Origin of the sequence: Castellaniella sp. MT123 (assembly GCF_039614765.1) — a bacterium.
Taxonomy (GTDB): domain Bacteria; phylum Pseudomonadota; class Gammaproteobacteria; order Burkholderiales; family Burkholderiaceae_B; genus Castellaniella.
In genome coordinates this window covers 3,081,314-3,098,932 of sequence record NZ_CP154879.1, presented here as the reverse complement: position 1 = coordinate 3,098,932, position 17,619 = coordinate 3,081,314, and the positions used below count along the sequence as shown (strand labels likewise).

Genomic DNA, 17,619 nt, shown 5'->3' with positions numbered 1-17,619 from the left:
ATGGAAAGTCCTAGAGATTGCAGCGGGCGAGGCGAAACGCAATGTCGCGGCCGGCCGGCTGCGGCTTCGCCGTATTGTCCTGCAGGGAGAACCGCACCCAGATGACGTATTTGTTGGCGCTGATTTCGGGGAAAACCCCCAGCCCCTGATCGACCCAGACCCGTAGCAGCTGGAAGGTCTTGCCCCCCAGCATTTCCTGATATGCCCCCTGGCTGGCCACCTGGTCATGGGCATCGCCCGCGTCGCGCAGCATCTGCAGGATCAACGCCACCGCCCGATGCAGCGGCATCATCGTGTCGATCCAGCCTGCCAGGTCGCGGACACGGGCCTCGACGGGTTTGATCTGCCAGGCGTAGTAGGAAGGCAGATCGATGGGGGACGAGCTGCCCGGCGCGGTAATGCGCCCGCGCAGGCTGGCAAGCCATTCGTTGTCCCGCAGGCACTGGCCGATGCGGCCCTGTCCGGACAAATCCGCCGACACGGACTGCATTTCTTTCAGCAGGCTATCGAGCGTGGGGCGATCGACGCCGGGATGCTCGCGCAAGGCCGACAGTGCCGTGCGATGCCGATCCAGATCCTGCAGGACAGCCGTGCGCACATCGGCACGCTCGCAGACGTCGAGCAGGTCGAACAGGGTGGCCATGGCGATCTGGTGGCAACGAGCGTCTTCGCCCTTCACGAAGAAAAACAGACGGTCGAACAGATATTCGACCCTGAGCAGGGTACGCACACGTTCATTACAGGGGTACTCGTACAGAATCACGCGCAAAAGACCCTAATCATGAGTGGCCGGCCCGTCGGGCGACCGTGAAGCCAGCTGGCACCATGTCTGATGACAATGCCAGGACCGTTCACGCAGCGCAGCCAGATCGGTGACCCCATCGTTCACGATGACGTCGTCGGCCGCAGCCAGGCGATCCTCCCGGGAAGACTGAGCGGACATGATACGCCCAATGGCTTCCCGCGTCAGCCCGCTGCGCGCCTGCACGCGCCGGATCTGCGTTTCCGGATCACAGTCCACCACACAGATCCGGTCCACCCGATCCCGCCAGCGCCCGGATTCCACCAGCAGCGGTACGACGAAGACACGGTATGGGCCCTGCGCCCGCGCCGCCTGCGCCTGGACGGCCTGGCCAATCAAGGGATGCAGGATGGATTCCAGCCGCCGGCGCATTTCCGGATCTGCAAATACGCGATCCCGCATCCAGTCACGGTCAAGGCGGCCGTCGGGCAGAATGGCCGCCGGACCAAAAGCCTGGCGCAGGGGTTCGATCGCCGATCCGCCCGGCGCCGTCAGTTCATGCGCGATCCGGTCGGTATCGATCACTGCGGCCCCCCATTGCGCCAGCCAGTCCGCCACCTGGGTCTTGCCGGACCCGATCCCGCCGGTCAGACCGATCGAATACATGACGAACGTCCTGTTCACATCGAAAACATGACTGTAACCCAGCGATCGGCCCGATCTGGACCACACAGGATCAGCGGCGCGGACGCCAGCGCAATACAAGGACCGAAGGGGTAGGCGCGCAGACGGCGCCTGCCCGCGAAGGCCCACCAGAGCAGCCCCAGCACGCTGGCGGCCCACAGGATCACCAGGGTGGCCGGCAACCCCAGCCAACCGGCCAGGGCGGCCAGGCATTTCACGTCGCCGCCACCCAGCCCGTCCCGCCCCCGACACCACCGATACAGGCAGGCCAGCGCCATCAGCCCGGACCAGACCGCCACCGACGCGAAGCCGGCCGTCACCAGCCCCTGATGCCCCACCCACCAGCCGGCCAGCATCAGGGGTAGGGTCAAGGCATCCGGCAGCAGGCCGCTGCGCGCGTCGATCCAGGCCAGGGCGCCCAGGCCCAGGCACAGCGGCAGCAACGTCAGGCCACCCGGCCCCTGATCGAACAGCAGCCAGGCGGCTGCCGCACCTGCGCAGGCCGCCCCCAGGCCGTCCCGCCAGGCCCTGGGCGGCAGCCGCCTGGCGCTGCGGGCAGCGCCCCATAAGGTTCTGGCATCCGGTGCGTTCCCGGCGTCCAACCGATCAGCATAGACCTGCGCCCATCGGGCCAGGCCGCCGCCACCCCACAGGCAGACGAGAACGGCGATGACCCCGGCCAGCCACGCCAGTGGCGGCGTCATCGGCATTTTCCGACCCCTCCGGGTGCCGGCACACCGAGGCCTGAAAGAATCCGGACGATGCGCCGGGAACTGCCCAAGCCGGCGGCAAATGCGTAGAATGGCGTTTTCGCCAATCCGAGCCTGACTGTCATGCCGCGCGCCATCCCCACCCCCATTTCCCGAATGCTGGGCCTGAGCCTGCTGATCCTGCTGGGCGCCTGCGCCCAGCAACGCGAGCCAGGCTATTACGACACCCCACGCGGCGACACCAGGTCCGACGCCCTGCACCGCGCCCAGGGTGGCGCCAGCACGGTTGCCCCGGCGCAGTTGCAGCTGGGGTTCGGCAACCAGAATCAAAAGCCCGCCCCCGAGACGCCCAATGCGTCTTCCTCCAACGCCAGCCAGGCGGCGGGCGCGGAACCCGGCGCCGTCGCCGCGCCAGGCGCCACGGCACCCGGGACCGCCCCGCAAACCCGCGGCGACATTCCCCAGGTGCTGAAGGAAACCAAGACCTATCTGGGCACGATCGCCTGCACCGATGGCGGGCAATGCCCGGCCAGCCGCATGACGCTGACTCTGGCGCCGGATGGTCAGTGGCGCGCCCGTCAGACGCCAGTCGATGGCAGCGGCCCCGCCCGGACCACCCTGGGTTGCTGGTTCCTGACCGGGTCGGATCCGGTACGCATCGTGCTGCAAACAGGTGAACAGCCCTACGCCAGTCTGGAGTTCACCCAGTCGAGCGTGCTGAAGGTGGTGCGCATGAACGGGAAGGCGCCCTTGCTGGCGTCACGCCTGACGCGCCAGGCCGATCTGGACCCTATTTCAGAGCTGTCCGCCAAACCGGCCCAGGCCTGCCCCGCAAACTGATCTCGCCGACGCCCCCGGCCAGCCGCCTGATGGCGGGGTGCCGACGCGCGCATGCCACCCTGCATCCCGCCGGTGTCCCGCCCCGCACTCCTGCGCCGAGATCGTCGGTGGCCGGCAGTTTCATGTGCCAGCGCACGCAGCGCTGGGTCAGTTCCACGGCGTTGCGCACCCCGATTTTGGTGAAGATGCGCGCCCGGTGCGCCTCGATCGTGCGCTGCGAGACGCCGAGTTCGGCTGCGATGTATTTGTTGGAACGGCCCCGTGTGATGTAATCCGCGACTTCGCGTTCACGCACGGTCAGACAATTCAGTGGTGAGTCCCCTGGCTGATCGCCGTCAGGACCCATGCCGTAGACAGACATGACAATCCCCCTTTTATTGGTCTCGGGGGATTCTGTCATGGCGCTCCGCGCCCGGCAGCTGTCAGCGCTGACAGCCGGGGGTGACCCGGACTCCGGCCAAGGCGCGTACCGCCCTCGCCGGCTCTGGTCAGAATTCCAGATTATCGATCAGCCGGGTGCTGCCCAGCCGGGCGGCCGTCAGCACCACCAGGGGCTCGCGCTCGTGGATTTCCTGGAGCGTCGGCGGCTGCAGGTCCCGCTGGCGGCGCACCGACACGTAATCCGGATCCCAGCCACGATTGCGCAGGGTCTGCATGGCCTGCGCCTCGACGCCCGCCCAATCGTCACGACCGGCCCGGACGGCATCGCGCACCTGTTGCAGCTGACCATACAGATTGGGGGCTTCGGCGCGCTCGGCGGCCGACAGGAAGCGATTCCGCGAGGACAGCGCCAGCCCGTCCGGGTCGCGCACGGTTTCGTGCGCGAGGATTTCCACCGGCAGCTGGAACTGGCGGCACATGGCGCGCACCACCATCAGCTGCTGATAATCCTTTTTCCCGAACACAGCCACGCGCGGCTGCACGCAGGAAAAGAGCTTGAGCACCACGGTGCTGACGCCCATGAAGAAATCGGGGCGGAATTCGCCCTCCAGGATGTTGCCCAAGGCGTCGCCGGGCCGGATGCGGAAATTCTGCGGCTCTGGGTACATCTCGCGCTCGTCCGGCGCAAAGAGCACATAGACGTCACGTTCCCGCTCGAGCTTTTCAATGTCTTCGGCCAGGGTCCGGGGATAACGGTCGAAGTCCTCGTTGGGACCGAATTGCAGGCGGTTGACGAAAATGCTGGCCACCACCGGATCGCCATGCTGATGCGCCAGCCGCATCAGGGACAGGTGGGCGGCGTGAAGATTGCCCATGGTGGGCACAAAGGCTGCACGCAGCTGCCCTCGCAGCTGGTCACGCAGATCTTCGATGGTATGGACGACTTTCAAGGCAAGCTCCGGCGTCGGCAGTCAGGCCGAGCGCGTATAGGACAGTCTGACATAGAGCGGCGCATAGGGCGCCGCCTGGGTGATTTCCAGCAGGGATTCGCGGGCGAGTTCCAGCAGGGCCAGGAAATGGACGACGATCACGGCCGCCGGGTCGCCCATCCGGATGCGTTCCATGAAGAGCTCGGTGAATTCCATGAAACGCACGTCGGACAGCCGCCGCAGGATGTGGCTCATGTGGTCGCGCACGGATAATTGCTCGTGAGCGATATGGTGGCTGGCATTCAGGCGCGCACGCCGCAGAATGGCTGTCCAGGCCTCGCGCAGATCGTCGGCGCTGACCTCGGGCAACAGCGCCTCGACCGCCAGATCGGCCTGCGCATGGGCCACCAGAAAATCCCGCCCGACGCGGGGCATGGCATCCAGGCGCTGGGCCGCGAGCTTCATGCGTTCGTATTCCAGCAGCCGACGCACCAGTTCGGCCCGCGGATCATCGACTTCGTCGCCGGAGTCGGACTGCCGCACGGGCAGCAGCATGCGCGACTTGATCTCGATCAGCAGGGCCGCCATCAGCAGGTATTCCCCCGCCAGTTCCAGGTTGGTGCGCCGCACCTGCTCGACATAGGCCAGATACTGGGCCGTGACTTCCGCCATGGGGATGTCGAGCACGTTGAAATTCTGTTTGCGGATCAGATAGAGCAGCAGATCCAGCGGCCCCTCGAAGGCTTCCAGGAAGACTTCCAGCGCATCGGGTGGAATGTACAGATCCTGGGGAATGGCAAACAGCGGCTCGCCGTAGAGCCGCGCCAGCGCGACATGATCGATCACATCGGGCGTGCTGTCCACAGCCGGCGCCATCAGGGCATCCAGGTCTTCGGATCCGGCAGGCGACATAATGGCTGATCAGGCCTTCTGGTAGTAGACGTAGGGGTCCTGGGCAACACGGGCTGCCCGGAAGCCGTCCTGTTGCTCGGTGTTCAGATCCTTGTCCCACAGACGGAACCGCCCGGCGCGCTGGCGGGCTTCGGTATCCGGATGATCCGTCTTGTACTGGTTGATGAACTGCGTCAGTTCGGAGGTGAAGTTGTTTGCCATAATAGAGTCGTTACCGATAGCCATGACCAATGCGCCCAAGTGTACTGCACTCGGGCTCCCCCGCGCCCCGATGCCAGATTCCCGTCCAGCCCCTGCCGCAGTACCCGCCTCCCGGACTCTGGAACAACGGATGATCCCCTTCATCGTCGGTTGCGCGCTGTTCATGCAGATGCTGGACTCCACCGTGGTGGCGACCGCGCTGCCGGCGATGGCCCGGGACCTCGGCACGACGGCCGTGCACATGAACATCACCATCACGGCCTACCTGCTGGCCACGGCCGTGTTCGTCCCCATCAGCGGCTGGGCGGCCGACCGATTCGGGGCCCAGCGGGTCTTTCAGGCGGCCATCCTTCTGTTCGTACTCAGCTCGGCTGCCTGCGCCGCATCGAATTCGCTCGCGCAACTGGTCGCAGCCCGGGTCGTCCAAGGCGCGGCAGGCGCCATGATGGTGCCCGTCGGGCGCATCATCCTGCTGCGGCGCATCCCGAAATCCGAACTGGTCCAGGCCATGGCCTTCCTGACCCTGCCCGCCCTGCTGGGCCCGGTCATCGGGCCGCCCGTCGGCGGCTTTCTCGTCACCTATGCGTCGTGGCACTGGATTTTCCTGATCAACATTCCGGTCGGCATCCTGGGGATGGCGCTGATCCAGCGCTTCATCGCCCGGGACGTTCCCGACGGCCGGCCCAGACTGGACACGGTGGGGTTCCTGCTCAGCGGCATCGCCATGGCCGCCCTCATGACCTGCCTGGAAGCCATCGGCCACGGCGGCATGGGTGTCGGCGCCATTGCCGGACTCATCGTGCTGGGGCTGGTCTGCGGCGTTCTGTACATCCGGCACGCCCGCCACGCCACCTATCCCATCATCGATCTCAGCCTGCTGCGCACCCAGACTTTCGCCGTCTCGGTGCTGGGCGGCAACCTGTGCCGCTTCGGCAGCGGCGCATCGCCCTTTCTGCTCGCCATCCTGCTGCAGGTGGGATTCGGTCTGTCGGCTTTTTCAGCCGGGATGATCACCTTCACCTCGGCAGCCGGCGCACTGCTGATGAAGCTGGTCGCCACTCCTATCGTGCATCGCTTCGGCTTTCGCCGCGTGCTGACGTGGAATGCCTTGATCGCCGCCTCGTTCACGGCGGCCTGCGCGGCCTTCCAGGCCGACACGCCGGTCTGGCTGATGGTGGCGGTCCTGCTGACCGGGGGTTTCTTCCGGTCATTGCAGTTCACCGCCGTCAACGCCCTGACCTACGCCGACCTGGACTCTGCCCAGATGAGCCGCGCGAGCAGCTTTTCCGCCATGGCGCAACAGCTGGGCATCAGCCTGGGGGTCGCCTGCGCGGCCGCCACGCTGAACCTGAGCATCACCCTGCGCGGCGGCATCGAGGCGGACCGCATCGACGTCATGTGGGGCTTTGTCGTCACGGCGCTGTGTGTGGCGGCCTCGTCCCTGTCCTTCCGGCGCCTGTCGAACCGATCCGGCAGTCAGCTGCGCCACCATCGGGATCAAAGAGTCGCCCGCCAGGCAGGCCCGGGGGACGTTTAGAGATCCCCCAGCAGCATCACCAGTTTGCAGTCCGGCCGGATCGCCAGCCGGAAGGTGAATTGGCGCAGACGCAGGCGCCCCCGGGCGGGATGCTGGAATGCACGCACGCCGCCTTCCCGCTCCACCACCGTCTGACGCGTCCAGCACCGGGCAAACAGCGGACTGCCAGCCTGCAACTCGGCCACCAGCGCCTGGATGGCGGGGTCGCCAGCCAGCGTCGCGACGTCGGCCCGGAATTCGGCCACCACGCGGCTGGCGCGCTCTTCCCAGTCCACCACCAGAGTACGCGCAGCCGGGTCCATGAAAATGAAATGCAGCAGATTCGCCCGCCCCCGCCCCGGCCAGCCATCGAACAGATCCTGCAATGCGGGATTCCAGGCCAGCACGTTCCAGGACTGGTCCAGGATGTATGCCGGCCCCCGGATGCTGTCCACGCAATCGCTTAAACCATCGGGCAGCGCCACCGCGTCCAGGTGCCCGGTCTGGGGATCGGTGCATTCCGCCAGGCTGAACAGATAGTGTCGTTCCGCGCGCGCCAGGCGCAGGGTCTCGGCCAGGCGGCACCAGACCTCGACCGACACGGAAACGTCGCGCCCCTGCTCGATCCAGGTGTACCAGGTCGTGCTGATGCCGCACAACTGGGCGACCTCCTCGCGCCGCAGGCCTGGAGTGCGCCTGCGCAGCCCCGAGGGCAGGCCATGGTCGGCGGGACTGACGCGCGCCCGGGCGCTGCGCAGAAAGGCGCCCAGTGCCTGGCGGCGCGCGGCATCGTCACGCGACATGAGGATTACCGCAACGTGCTGGCCAGCGCGCGGCGGACGTCCTCTTCGTCGCGGCCCGTGCGGCGGACGAAGTCGGCGACCTGATCGGCGCCGATGTTGCCGACATTGAAATACTGGGACTGGGGATGACTGAGATAAAAACCGCAGACGCTGGAGGCTGGCATCATGGCGTAACCCTCGGTCAGTTGCATGCCGATCTCGCCGCAATTCAGCACGTCGAACATGGCGCGCTTGACGGTGTGCTCCGGGCAGGCCGGATAGCCTGGCGCCGGGCGGATCCCCTGGTATTTTTCGGCGATGATGTCCTCGTTGGGCAGGGATTCGTCGGGCACATAGCCCCACAGGTCTCGACGCACACGGGCATGCAGGGTTTCGGCGAAGCCCTCGGCCAGGCGGTCGGCCAGGGCCTTGAGCATGATGACGTCATAGTCGTCACCGGCCGCCTGGAACTGCTGCTCGTACTTCTCGATGCCGATGCCGCCCGTGACCGCGAACATGCCGATGTAATCGGTCACGCCGGAATCCTTGGGCGCGATAAAATCCGCCAGGCACTTGTTGTCCACGCCTTCGCGCTTTTGCGTCTGCTGGCGCACGCCGCGCCAGGTCAGCAGGATTTCGCTGCGGGTCTCGTCGCGATAGATCTCAATGTCGTCGTCGTTGACGCTATTGGCCGGGTAGAACGCCACGATGCCGTTGGCGGTCAGCCAGCGGCCCTCGACGATGCGCTTCATCATCGCCTGGCCTTCTTCGTAGAGCTTGCTGGCCTGCTCGCCCACCACATCGTCGGTCAGGATGGCCGGGAACTGGGCCATCAGGCCCCAGGACTGGAAAAACGGCGTCCAGTCCAGGAATTTCAGGATCTCGTGCAGATCGTAATGCTGGAAGGTGCGCCGGCCGATGAATTTTGGCCGAGGCGGCGTGTAATGGGCCCAGTCGATGGCAGGCTTGGCCGCCCGTGCCTCTTCGATGGTCACCATCGGCGTGGCCTTGCGGTTGGCGTGGCGCTCGCGCACCAGCTCGTATTCGTCGACGATTTCCTTCAGATAGGTCTTGACCTGATCGGACATCAGGCTGGTCGCCACCCCGACCGAACGGCTGGCGTCGGGCACGTAGATGACCGGCCCTTCATAGTTGGGGGCGATCTTCACGGCCGTATGCACCCGGCTGGTCGTGGCGCCACCCACCAGCAGCGGAATGTTGCGGCTGCGGAAATAATCATCGCGCTGCATTTCCGACGCCACGTAGGCCATTTCTTCCAGACTGGGGGTGATCAGGCCGGACAGACCGACCATGTCGGCACCGACTTCCTTGGCCATGTCCAGGATTTTGGCGCAGGGCACCATGACACCCATGTTGATGACTTCGAAGTTGTTGCACTGCAGGACCACCGTGACGATGTTCTTGCCGATGTCGTGCACGTCGCCCTTGACGGTGGCGATCACCACCTTGCCCTTGGATCGCACATCACCGCCGGCCTCGGCCGTCTGGCGCTTTTCCTCTTCGATGAAAGGCAGCAGATGCGCCACCGCCTGCTTCATCACGCGGGCGGATTTCACCACCTGCGGCAGGAACATCTTGCCCGCGCCGAACAGGTCGCCCACCACGTTCATGCCATCCATCAGCGGCCCTTCGATGACCTCGATGGTGCGCCCGCCGCCGGCATCGATTTCCTGGCGGACTTCCTCTGTATCTTCGACGATGAAGGCCGTAATGCCATGCACCAACGAATGCGTCAGGCGTTCGCGCACCGTGCCCTGACGCCAGGTGAGGTCTTCTTCCTTCTTGGTTCCGGATCCCTTGATGGATTCCGCCAGCTCGACCAGGCGCTCGGTCGACGTCCGCTCGTCCGCCGGATCGGTCTTTCCGACTGGATCCTGGCGATCCAGCACCACGTCCTCGACCAGATCCCTTACCTGCTTGTCCAGCTCCGAATACACCCCCAGCTGGCCAGCATTGACGATGCCCATGGTCAGGCCGCACTGCACGGCGTAATAGAGGAAGACCGCATGGATCGCCTCGCGCATCGCCTCGTTGCCCCGGAACGAGAAGCTGACGTTGGAAATGCCGCCCGATACCCGGGCGTGCGGCAGGTTTTCCGTGATCCAGCGAGTGCCGTCGATGAAGTCCATCGCATAATGGTTGTGCTCGTCGAGCCCCGTCGCGATGGCGAACACATTGGGATCGAAAATGATGTCTTCCGGCGGAAACCCGACCTGATTGACCAGAATGTCGTAGGCCCTCGAGCAGATGTCGATGCGCCGCTGCAAGGTATCGGCCTGCCCATCGGTGTCGAACGCCATGACCACAACGGCGGCGCCATATTTGCGGCACAGTCTGGCGTGTTCGATGAAGGGGCCCTCGCCTTCCTTCATCGAGATGGAATTGACGACGCATTTGCCCTGCACGCAACGCAGGCCCGCCTCGATCACCGGCCATTTCGAACTGTCGATCATCACCGGCACGCGGGAAATATCCGGTTCGGATGCCAGCAGATTCAGGAAACGCGGCATGATGGTCAGGGCATCGAGCATGCCCTCGTCCATGTTGACATCGATGATCTGGGCGCCGTTTTCCACCTGCTGGCGCGCCACGGACAGGGCCTCGTCGAATTTTTCCTCGCGGATCAGGCGCAGGAACATCTTGCTGCCGGTCACGTTGGTACGCTCGCCGACGTTGATGAACAGCGTGTCCCGATCGAAATTCAGCGGTTCCAGCCCGGACAGCCGGGTCTTGACCGGGATCACCGGCGGCTGGCGCATCGGCAGGTTGCGCACCTTGCGTGCGATCTCGCGGATGTGATCCGGCGTCGTTCCGCAACAGCCGCCCACCACGTTCACCAGGCCCGCCTGGGCGAATTCCTCGAGCAGGCCGGACGTGTCCGACGGGGTTTCGTCAAAACCTGTTTCCGCCATCGGATTGGGCAGGCCGGCATTAGGGTAGACGCACACGTAGGTGTCGCAGATCTTCGATAGTTCCGCGACATAGGGACGCATCAGGGCCGCCCCCAGGGCGCAGTTCAGGCCGATGGTCACCGGACGCGCATGGCGCACGGAATTCCAGAAGGCCTCGACCGTCTGGCCCGACAGAATGCGCCCGGAGGCGTCCGTGACCGTGCCGGACACCATCACCGGCAGGCGGATGCCGCGTTCCTCGAAGACCGTTTCGATGGCGAAGATGGCGGCCTTGGCATTCAGGGTATCGAAAATGGTTTCGATGAGCAGAATGTCCACGCCGCCGTCGATCAAGCCGTTGATCTGTTCGGTGTAGGCCACCCGCAGTGCTTCGAAGGTGATGTTGCGGGCGCCCGGGTCGTTGACGTCCGGCGACAGGGATGCGGTCTTGGGCTGTGGGCCCAGCGCGCCGGCGACGAACCGCGGATGATCGGGGGTGGACACGGCATCGCAGGCTTCGCGGGCCAGGCGGGCCGAGGCCAGGTTCAGTTCATAGGCGATCTCGTGCAGGCCGTAGTCGCCCTGCGCCACCCGGGTCGCGCCAAAGGTATTGGTCTCGATGACGTCGGCGCCGGCCTCGAGATAGCCCTGGTGAATTTCGCGGATCACGTCCGGGCGCACCAGGGACAACAATTCGTTGTCGCCCTTCAGGTCGCGATCATGGTCGGCGAACCGGTCACCGCGGAAGTCGGCTTCGGTCAGCTTGTAGCGCTGGATCATGGTGCCCATGGCCCCGTCCAGCACAACGATGCGCCGCCCCAGCAGACGCACGAAATCGGCGCCACGTGTATAGGATTCTATGGGATAGGGCAAGGCGGGATAGGACACAGCGGGATCCGGGAAAAAAGGTTCAAACTTTCATTGTATCGCCGCCTATTTGAGGGACGGCTGAGCAGGCGCATGACTCAAAGCACTCTGGGGACGTGAACGGGTGATCGAGCGGGACTCAGACCTGCCCGACGGGCTCGCAGCACAGATCGGACAGCAAGTCACCCAACATCAGTACACCCAGCGCGCGTTGAGCTGCCCGTCGACGGCCCGGTAGCCGCCACCCAGCTGCGCACCCAGCGCCAGCCCCACGGTTACCCGGTCGCTGTGCTGCCAGTCCAGCCCCGCGCGCAGCCCCAGCGTGTCGCGCGGCACCAGAGTATTGACGCTATCGAGCACGACGTCCGGCTGCGCCGCGAACCGCGCCCTCTGGCGCACGTCCTGATCCAGCCATTCCCGATCCCAGCTCACCCGCGCCCGCGCCGTCAGCTGCCGCTCGCCCGCCAGCGTCCAGGCCGTGCGCACCGCGACCCCCAGGCGCGAACGCAAGGCATCGGCGCGCTCACGATCCAGCGCGAGCTGCGTGGCCTGCGGCCCGGACTCGTCGAGCGCCGGGCGCGTCAGCCACGCATAGCCCAGCGACACGAAAGGCCCCGCTGACGCCGCATCGATCAGCGCAAACTGATAGCCGCCCTCGATCTGCGCCGAAGCGCCATAGCCCGTCCAGGTCGCCTTGTGGCGCGCCGAATAGTCACCCACCGCCACTTGGCGGTTCATCAAGCCGCGCTCCACCCCCAGGCGCACGCCGCCCTGGGCATAGGGCCGGTGCCCCGCACCGGGCTCAAAGCGCGCCTGCGCGCCCAGTCCAACTCCCGTGGCCTTGGCCTGGCCCAGCCACGGCGAGCGCAGGTTCACCGTCTGCTCGGACAGATCCAGGCCAAAGCCCACTGTCACGCCCGGCGCGCCCGCCAGCGCCCGGCGGCTGCCCGCCGCCACGCCATACAAGGTCTCATACCCGCCCACGATCGTGTCGCGGCTGTCCTGGCGGCCCGTCTGACCAAAGAGCGTGGCATAGCCCGCCCAGTCCGCCCCCCGGAGTACCGCATCGGGGGCTAACGCGCGCAGAGCTGTATCCATCGCCATGCGATCGCGCCGCAGCGAGGCCGCCAACCCCGCGCTGTAGCTTGCCGGCGAGACTTGCGCCAGTGCGCGCGTGACCTCGTGGCCGTCCGACGCGGAAAAATCCAGGCCCCGGAACAGCGGCCGGACCGCCGCCAGGCCGCCCGCGGCCAGCCGCGTGAGCGCCTGCCCCGCGCGCAGGCCATTGGCATCGATACCATACTGCGTATAGGCATCAGTCGGGCGATCCACGCTGAGCCCATAGTAGCCACCCCCGAACACCACCGGCGTAAAGCGCAAGGTGGGCGAGATCCGGGACGAAGTCACCGCGCCAAAGGCACCTGTCGTCACGCCGGCGCGCACCGGGTCCACGGTGGTCAACCATCTGTTGGCGTACCAATCAGGCACCGGCACCAGATCCAGTGTGCCCGCCAACGTCGCCGTCCCACTTACCGCCAGCACGTCCGAAGTGCCCGAGGCGTCAAATTCTGCCTGCAAGATGCCGGTGGCCGCCTGCTGATAATCGCCGGTGATGTCGATACGCCCGATGGAGTTGCCCGGCGCAAGCGTCCCCTGGTTCAGAAACAGCGTACCGGGCGCAAGGTCATAGGTCGCGTTGCCCCCCAGCCGCGCCCCTGGCCGGATCACTGCCCCCTGCACCTCGTTGCGCCCGTTCAGGCTGGTGCGCCCGCCATCAAAAGACAGGGTCAGATTGGTCTTGCCCAGGATGTTACCCGTGTACACAAAGCGGAAACCGGCATCAGCCTGACCTGTCGCACGCCCGCCCGCATCGGCGCGCTGGCCAAAGGACAGCGTCGTCAGGCGCTGGTTGCCATACCCGTCCCTCTGGTCATACCGGGACACGATGTCGCCTTCGATCCGGGCCCCCTGCATCAGGTTCAGGCGCCCCACATAGGCATTGGCAGACATGTAGATGGCCGCCTCACGCCCCGCCACCCGGCCCGTGATGTCCGCTTGGGTGACCAGCGGCCCGTCGAGCTCGGGCAACAGGGGAAGCACTTGCAGGGGGGTACTGATGTCTCCCGCAGTTCCTTTGGTATGAATGTATGAGCCTCTGGCTTCCACCGCGTCCGTCAAGGCATTGTTGCCAAAGTCGAATCGTAGGCCGACGCCCCGTTCGCCCAGGGCCTCGACGTCGCCACGCTGCACCAAGGTATGGTTGCGGCCATAGGCGAACATCACCCCTTGCCCGGTAGAACCATCGGCATACACCCGCACACCCGGATCGATCACCAGTGAGTTGCCTTCGCCGTCCACCCGGATCCCGGCGCCACCCTCGCCCGCTGTCAGCAGATCTGCCGCCTGGCGGATCCGGTTGTGACTGCCGTAGACATGCAGGCCCAAGCCCAGCAGCGCGGTGTTGTACTGCCCTGGCACGTAGGCTGTCCCCTGTGAATTCCGGGCAAAATAACCTTGCGTGTTGACGATGTCCAGCCCGCTGCCATAAACCGATCGCCCATAGAAATTGCGCCGGTCGATCGTGTAGCCCAGATCCTGCAGCACCGCGAGTTCCGCTTCCATGAACCCCGTGTAATTACGATAATTCTGATGGCTCATCATGCCGTTCTTCAGCTCGATGTGGCTCATGTAGTTGTCATCCACGAATGCCACGCCGTTTACGTCGGTCGACAACATCCGGACCGGCACACCGGGCATTGCGCCCGCAAGGGCCTCGCTGATATGGGTGCCCACCAGCATGCCCCGGTCCTGGCGTACATCGAAGGCGTCCGGATCATAGAGATTGCTGCACCCCTGACACAGGACTGCCTGTCCCGGCCGCGCCCGGCGGCCATGATCATCCACCATCAGCGATGCCCACCCCCCCAGGACACTCTCAAACGCGGGCGTCCAGGCTCCTGCCACATCCGCAATGGCACTCGAAATACCGAAACCATGCCCCAGCTCGTGAATCGCCGTCGAAACGAGGTCATCTTTGCCTGTCAAGGGAATCTGGCTGAAATGGGTGACAAGCGGAAAGTCGGACGGCCCCAGATCGAACACCGCATGCATTCCGGCTTTCATGTCAGCGGAACCGATCGGCAGACCCTGAAGCTGCATCTGCAGCAAGGTCTTCGGATTCTGCCCACCATCACCCTGAACTGACCCACCCGAGGCATTGCCCTGCGCGTTGGAGGTACCAATATTGATGATGGCAGGCCCCAGCCCGCCTTGCGGCTGAATCAGGCTGGCCCAATACCGCACCCCCTGGTTGATCTGCGTAATCAGGTGCGGCTGCCAGGCCCATGTCGATATCTGCGGGGGAGTATCGTTCGGATTGTAAGGGCCATCGCCCGGGTCGAAGTACCGCAGCTGGAAAATCGGCTGGCCGAACGGCGTGGTGATGGTGTGGACTTCGTAGGCGTCGGCGCAGGACATACCGGCCAGGGTGGCGGACAGCAGGGCGGCAAGTGATTTCACAGTTATTTAGATACAAAACAATTCACGTGTAACGTTGCGTTTTACAACAGAAATATGGTTATTCCGTGAATGCTTCGGTATACTAGGGTAAACCCTATAAGTATTTTCACGAGTTGCTCGTGACAAGCAACCATCGACAAGGAGAGCAGCATGTTGGCGCCATTTTCCAACTACCCCGTCAATGAAGCCTTCGAACGCCTGATGGCTGAGGAACGCGCCGCCCGCGCCAACCAACCGAAGATTTCCCTGGTGGAACGCATCCTGAACGCCGTATTCGGGACCCGCCGCGCCGCCGCGCACACGTAAGGCGGCACCGGCGGCCTTCCGGACCCAGATCCGGCCCACCCGGCTGCCGCACCCACACGACCACAACCCCACCGGGGTTGGACAGGGGCCTCTGACCAGAGGTCCTTATAATATTCATCGAAACAGGTATGCCCCGGCTTGATCCACGCCAGGGCATCAAACGGGAAACAGTCGGTTCGCATTCGAACCCAGCTGTGCTGCCCCCGCAACGGTGCGCGGCTGTCAGGTTTATGCCCTGACAGCCGCCAGCCCGATACCGGCCTGCTTCGACCTCCTGCTTCCTTGCCCGCTGCGTTTGTCCGCCTGCCGTCTTCGTTCGGCAGCGCATCGCCCGCGGGTGTTGATCGTCACGGCGTGCGGGGACGCACGCCACACAGGGCTAATCATGTCTATCCCGTTTTCCCGGCGCACGCTTGCCGCCGCGCTGTCTCTGTTCCCCCTGGCCGTCATGGCCCAATCCCACTCCTCCAACGCCGCCGTGCCCTCCTTGCAGGACATCGTCGTTACCCCCAGCCGCAGCCCCGAGCCGCTGTCCGACGTGGTCGGCGACGTCACAGTCATCGGGCCGGCACAGCTGGCCAATTCACCCGGTGAAAGCATCGCCCAGATCATCGGCCAGGCGCCAGGGGTGCAGTTCACGACCTCAGGCGGGCCCCAGACCCAGACCAGCCTGTTCCTGCGCGGCGCCAATTCCAGCCAGACTCTGGTGCTGATCGACGGGATGCGGGTTACAGAGCTGCTCTCCGGTGGCACCCGGCTGGAAGCCATCGACCCAGCCATGGTCGAACGCATCGAGATCCTGCGCGGCGCCGCCAGCAGCCTGTACGGCTCGGACGCCATCGGCGGTGTGATCAACATCATCACCAAGAAGGGTGAACAGGATCGCCCCCTGTCGGCCTGGGCCAACGTGGGATACGGTACCTATGAAACGTTCAAATCCAGCATGGGTCTGTCAGGCGCCAGCGAAGGCTGGGATTACAGCTTTTCAACCAGCGCCGCGAATAGCAAGGGCTTCGACGTCATGCGCCGTAATTTCGCAAACAACACGTCGACCGACAGCTGGGGACATTCTCCCGACAAGGATGGCTATTACAGCCACGGATGGGCGGGCACGCTAGGCTACAAATGGGCACAAGGCCACCACATCGGGTTGGTGGCATACAACAGCTACCTGCACGCGGACTCTGACGGAGCAGCGGATAATTTCCCCTATGCCACAGAAAATAATGTCCGTAATCTGGTCCGGCAGCAGGCCTATGGCATCACCAGCACGGATCAGATCACCCGGATCTGGGAGAGCGTACTGAAGTTCGGCTGGACGCGCGACTCATTGGACTACCGCCGCCCCACAGAAGGCTCATTCGTGCACTCGAGCCTGAAGCGATCCTGGTCATGGCAGAACAATCTGCAGATACTGCCGGATCACCGTATCTCGATCCTGGCTGAACGCCAGGAACAACGTGTCAACAGCGATTTTTCTTACGACAAGAACGAACGCAACGTCAACACTGCGGCGCTGATCTACAAGGGACGCCTGGATCGGTTCCACACACAAGCCAGCATCCGTAACGACAACTACACAGATCACGGCAACCAAGTGACCGGGAGCCTTGGCCTGGACGTGGATATCACAGATGCCTGGCAGGTTGGCGTTGCCGGGGGCACGGGCTTTCGTGTCCCGACTTTTGCCGACTTATACCAGGACTACCCGGCAGCCTTCTACAAGGGCAACCCAAATCTGAAACCGGAGAAGTCCAGGAACGTCGAGGCCCATATCCAGTACCAGAACGGCGGTACCGCGGTCAGGCTGACGGCGTACCAGAACAGGGTCCGCGACCTGATCGCGAACGTATCCGACCCGATCACCTGGATGACAACTCCCCAGAACATCTCTGAGGCCACCCTGCGCGGTCTGACTCTCACTGGAAGCCAGCGGTTCGGCAATACCACCCTGCGCGCCAGCGCAGACTTTCTGGACCCGCGCAATGATGACCCTCAGCCCAAGGAAGGCTCCCAGCTGCCCTTACGTGCCCGCCAGGTCTTCCACCTGGGCGTGGAACAGCGGATCCAGGCCCTGAAGCTGGGCGCGGAATACCAATACACCGGCAACCGCTATGCCGCCCTGGACAACAAGGTCACCCTGGGCGGCTTTTCCCTGTTCAACCTGACTGCCTCGTACGACATCACCAAGTCGCTGGGCGTGCAGGTGCGCTGGAACAACGTGCTGAACAAGGACTACGTGCTGGTGGACGGCTACAACACGCCTGGCTCCAACGTGTTCGTGAACCTGTCCTGGCGGATGTAAGCCGGACGGGGGC

Annotated in this window: 14 protein-coding genes and 1 riboswitch; of the genes, 4 read left to right on the top strand and 10 right to left on the bottom strand. The window is 64.6% G+C overall.

Annotated features, from left to right (window positions below; translation table 11 throughout):
* Positions 1 to 10: 10 nt before the first annotated feature.
* The 3 genes from zapD to ABCV34_RS14600 are packed head-to-tail and all read right to left on the bottom strand — an operon-like array spanning position 11 to position 2,130.
* Positions 11 to 763, bottom strand: a complete 753-nt coding sequence (zapD, locus tag ABCV34_RS14610) for a cell division protein ZapD (protein ID WP_345796940.1) — start codon at positions 761 to 763, stop codon at positions 11 to 13.
* Between the two features lie 12 nt (positions 764 to 775).
* The gene (gene coaE, locus ABCV34_RS14605) at positions 776 to 1,408 is read right to left on the bottom strand and encodes a dephospho-CoA kinase (RefSeq protein ID WP_345796939.1); all 633 of its coding nucleotides are present in this window, start codon (positions 1,406 to 1,408) and stop codon (positions 776 to 778) included.
* Positions 1,409 to 1,422: 14 nt separating this feature from the next.
* The gene (locus ABCV34_RS14600; RefSeq protein WP_345796938.1) at positions 1,423 to 2,130 is read right to left on the bottom strand and encodes an A24 family peptidase; all 708 of its coding nucleotides are present in this window, start codon (positions 2,128 to 2,130) and stop codon (positions 1,423 to 1,425) included.
* 129 nt (positions 2,131 to 2,259) lie between these two features.
* Here ABCV34_RS14600 and ABCV34_RS14595 point away from each other — a divergent pair, with 129 nt between their 5' ends.
* On the top strand, positions 2,260 to 2,976 hold the full coding sequence (locus ABCV34_RS14595; RefSeq protein WP_345796937.1) for a hypothetical protein: 717 nt from the start codon (positions 2,260 to 2,262) through the stop codon (positions 2,974 to 2,976).
* On the opposite strand, the gene ABCV34_RS14590 is transcribed toward ABCV34_RS14595, so the two are convergent.
* From ABCV34_RS14590 to ABCV34_RS14575, 4 genes are all read right to left on the bottom strand, one after another.
* Complete coding sequence (locus ABCV34_RS14590) at positions 2,927 to 3,337, bottom strand: helix-turn-helix transcriptional regulator (RefSeq protein WP_345796936.1); 411 nt, start codon at positions 3,335 to 3,337, stop codon at positions 2,927 to 2,929. The two genes, ABCV34_RS14595 and ABCV34_RS14590, sit on opposite strands and share 50 nt — an antisense overlap.
* A 127-nt stretch (positions 3,338 to 3,464) precedes the next feature.
* Complete coding sequence (gene panC / locus ABCV34_RS14585; protein WP_345796935.1) at positions 3,465 to 4,307, bottom strand: pantoate--beta-alanine ligase; 843 nt, start codon at positions 4,305 to 4,307, stop codon at positions 3,465 to 3,467.
* A 21-nt stretch (positions 4,308 to 4,328) separates the two neighbouring features.
* Entirely contained in the window at positions 4,329 to 5,198 is an 870-nt protein-coding gene (locus ABCV34_RS14580; RefSeq protein ID WP_345796934.1) for a ScpA family protein, read from the bottom strand.
* Between the two features lie 9 nt (positions 5,199 to 5,207).
* A complete protein-coding gene (locus ABCV34_RS14575; RefSeq protein ID WP_345796933.1) occupies positions 5,208 to 5,399 on the bottom strand; it encodes a DUF3460 family protein in 192 nt (63 codons plus the stop codon).
* Positions 5,400 to 5,469: 70 nt separating this feature from the next.
* On the opposite strand from ABCV34_RS14575, the gene ABCV34_RS14570 reads away from it, so the two are divergent.
* Positions 5,470 to 6,936 carry a DHA2 family efflux MFS transporter permease subunit gene (locus ABCV34_RS14570; protein ID WP_345796932.1) on the top strand — a complete coding sequence of 489 codons (1,467 nt, stop codon included), beginning with the start codon at positions 5,470 to 5,472 and terminating at the stop codon, positions 6,934 to 6,936.
* On the opposite strand, the gene ABCV34_RS14565 is transcribed toward ABCV34_RS14570, so the two are convergent.
* The 3 genes from ABCV34_RS14565 to ABCV34_RS14555 all read right to left on the bottom strand — a co-directional run bounded on the left by ABCV34_RS14565 (position 6,933) and on the right by ABCV34_RS14555 (position 14,995).
* On the bottom strand, positions 6,933 to 7,718 hold the full coding sequence (locus tag ABCV34_RS14565; RefSeq protein WP_345796931.1) for a helix-turn-helix transcriptional regulator: 786 nt from the start codon (positions 7,716 to 7,718) through the stop codon (positions 6,933 to 6,935). The genes ABCV34_RS14570 and ABCV34_RS14565 overlap by 4 nt on opposite strands.
* A gap of 5 nt (positions 7,719 to 7,723) precedes the next feature.
* Positions 7,724 to 11,497, bottom strand: coding sequence for a methionine synthase (gene metH, locus ABCV34_RS14560; RefSeq protein ID WP_345796930.1), 3,774 nt, complete (start codon positions 11,495 to 11,497; stop codon positions 7,724 to 7,726).
* 171 nt (positions 11,498 to 11,668) lie between these two features.
* On the bottom strand, positions 11,669 to 14,995 hold the full coding sequence (locus tag ABCV34_RS14555; RefSeq protein ID WP_345796929.1) for an autotransporter domain-containing protein: 3,327 nt from the start codon (positions 14,993 to 14,995) through the stop codon (positions 11,669 to 11,671).
* Positions 14,996 to 15,145: 150 nt separating this feature from the next.
* Between ABCV34_RS14555 and ABCV34_RS14550 the strand changes: the two genes are divergently transcribed.
* Positions 15,146 to 15,301, top strand: a complete 156-nt coding sequence (locus ABCV34_RS14550; RefSeq protein ID WP_345796928.1) for a hypothetical protein — start codon at positions 15,146 to 15,148, stop codon at positions 15,299 to 15,301.
* A 107-nt stretch (positions 15,302 to 15,408) separates the two neighbouring features.
* Positions 15,409 to 15,581: riboswitch (cobalamin riboswitch) on the top strand.
* Positions 15,582 to 15,686: 105 nt separating this feature from the next.
* Positions 15,687 to 17,606: a TonB-dependent receptor gene (locus ABCV34_RS14545; protein WP_345796927.1), complete on the top strand. Its 1,920-nt coding sequence runs from the start codon at positions 15,687 to 15,689 to the stop codon at positions 17,604 to 17,606.
* The last annotated feature ends 13 nt before the right edge of the window (positions 17,607 to 17,619 follow it).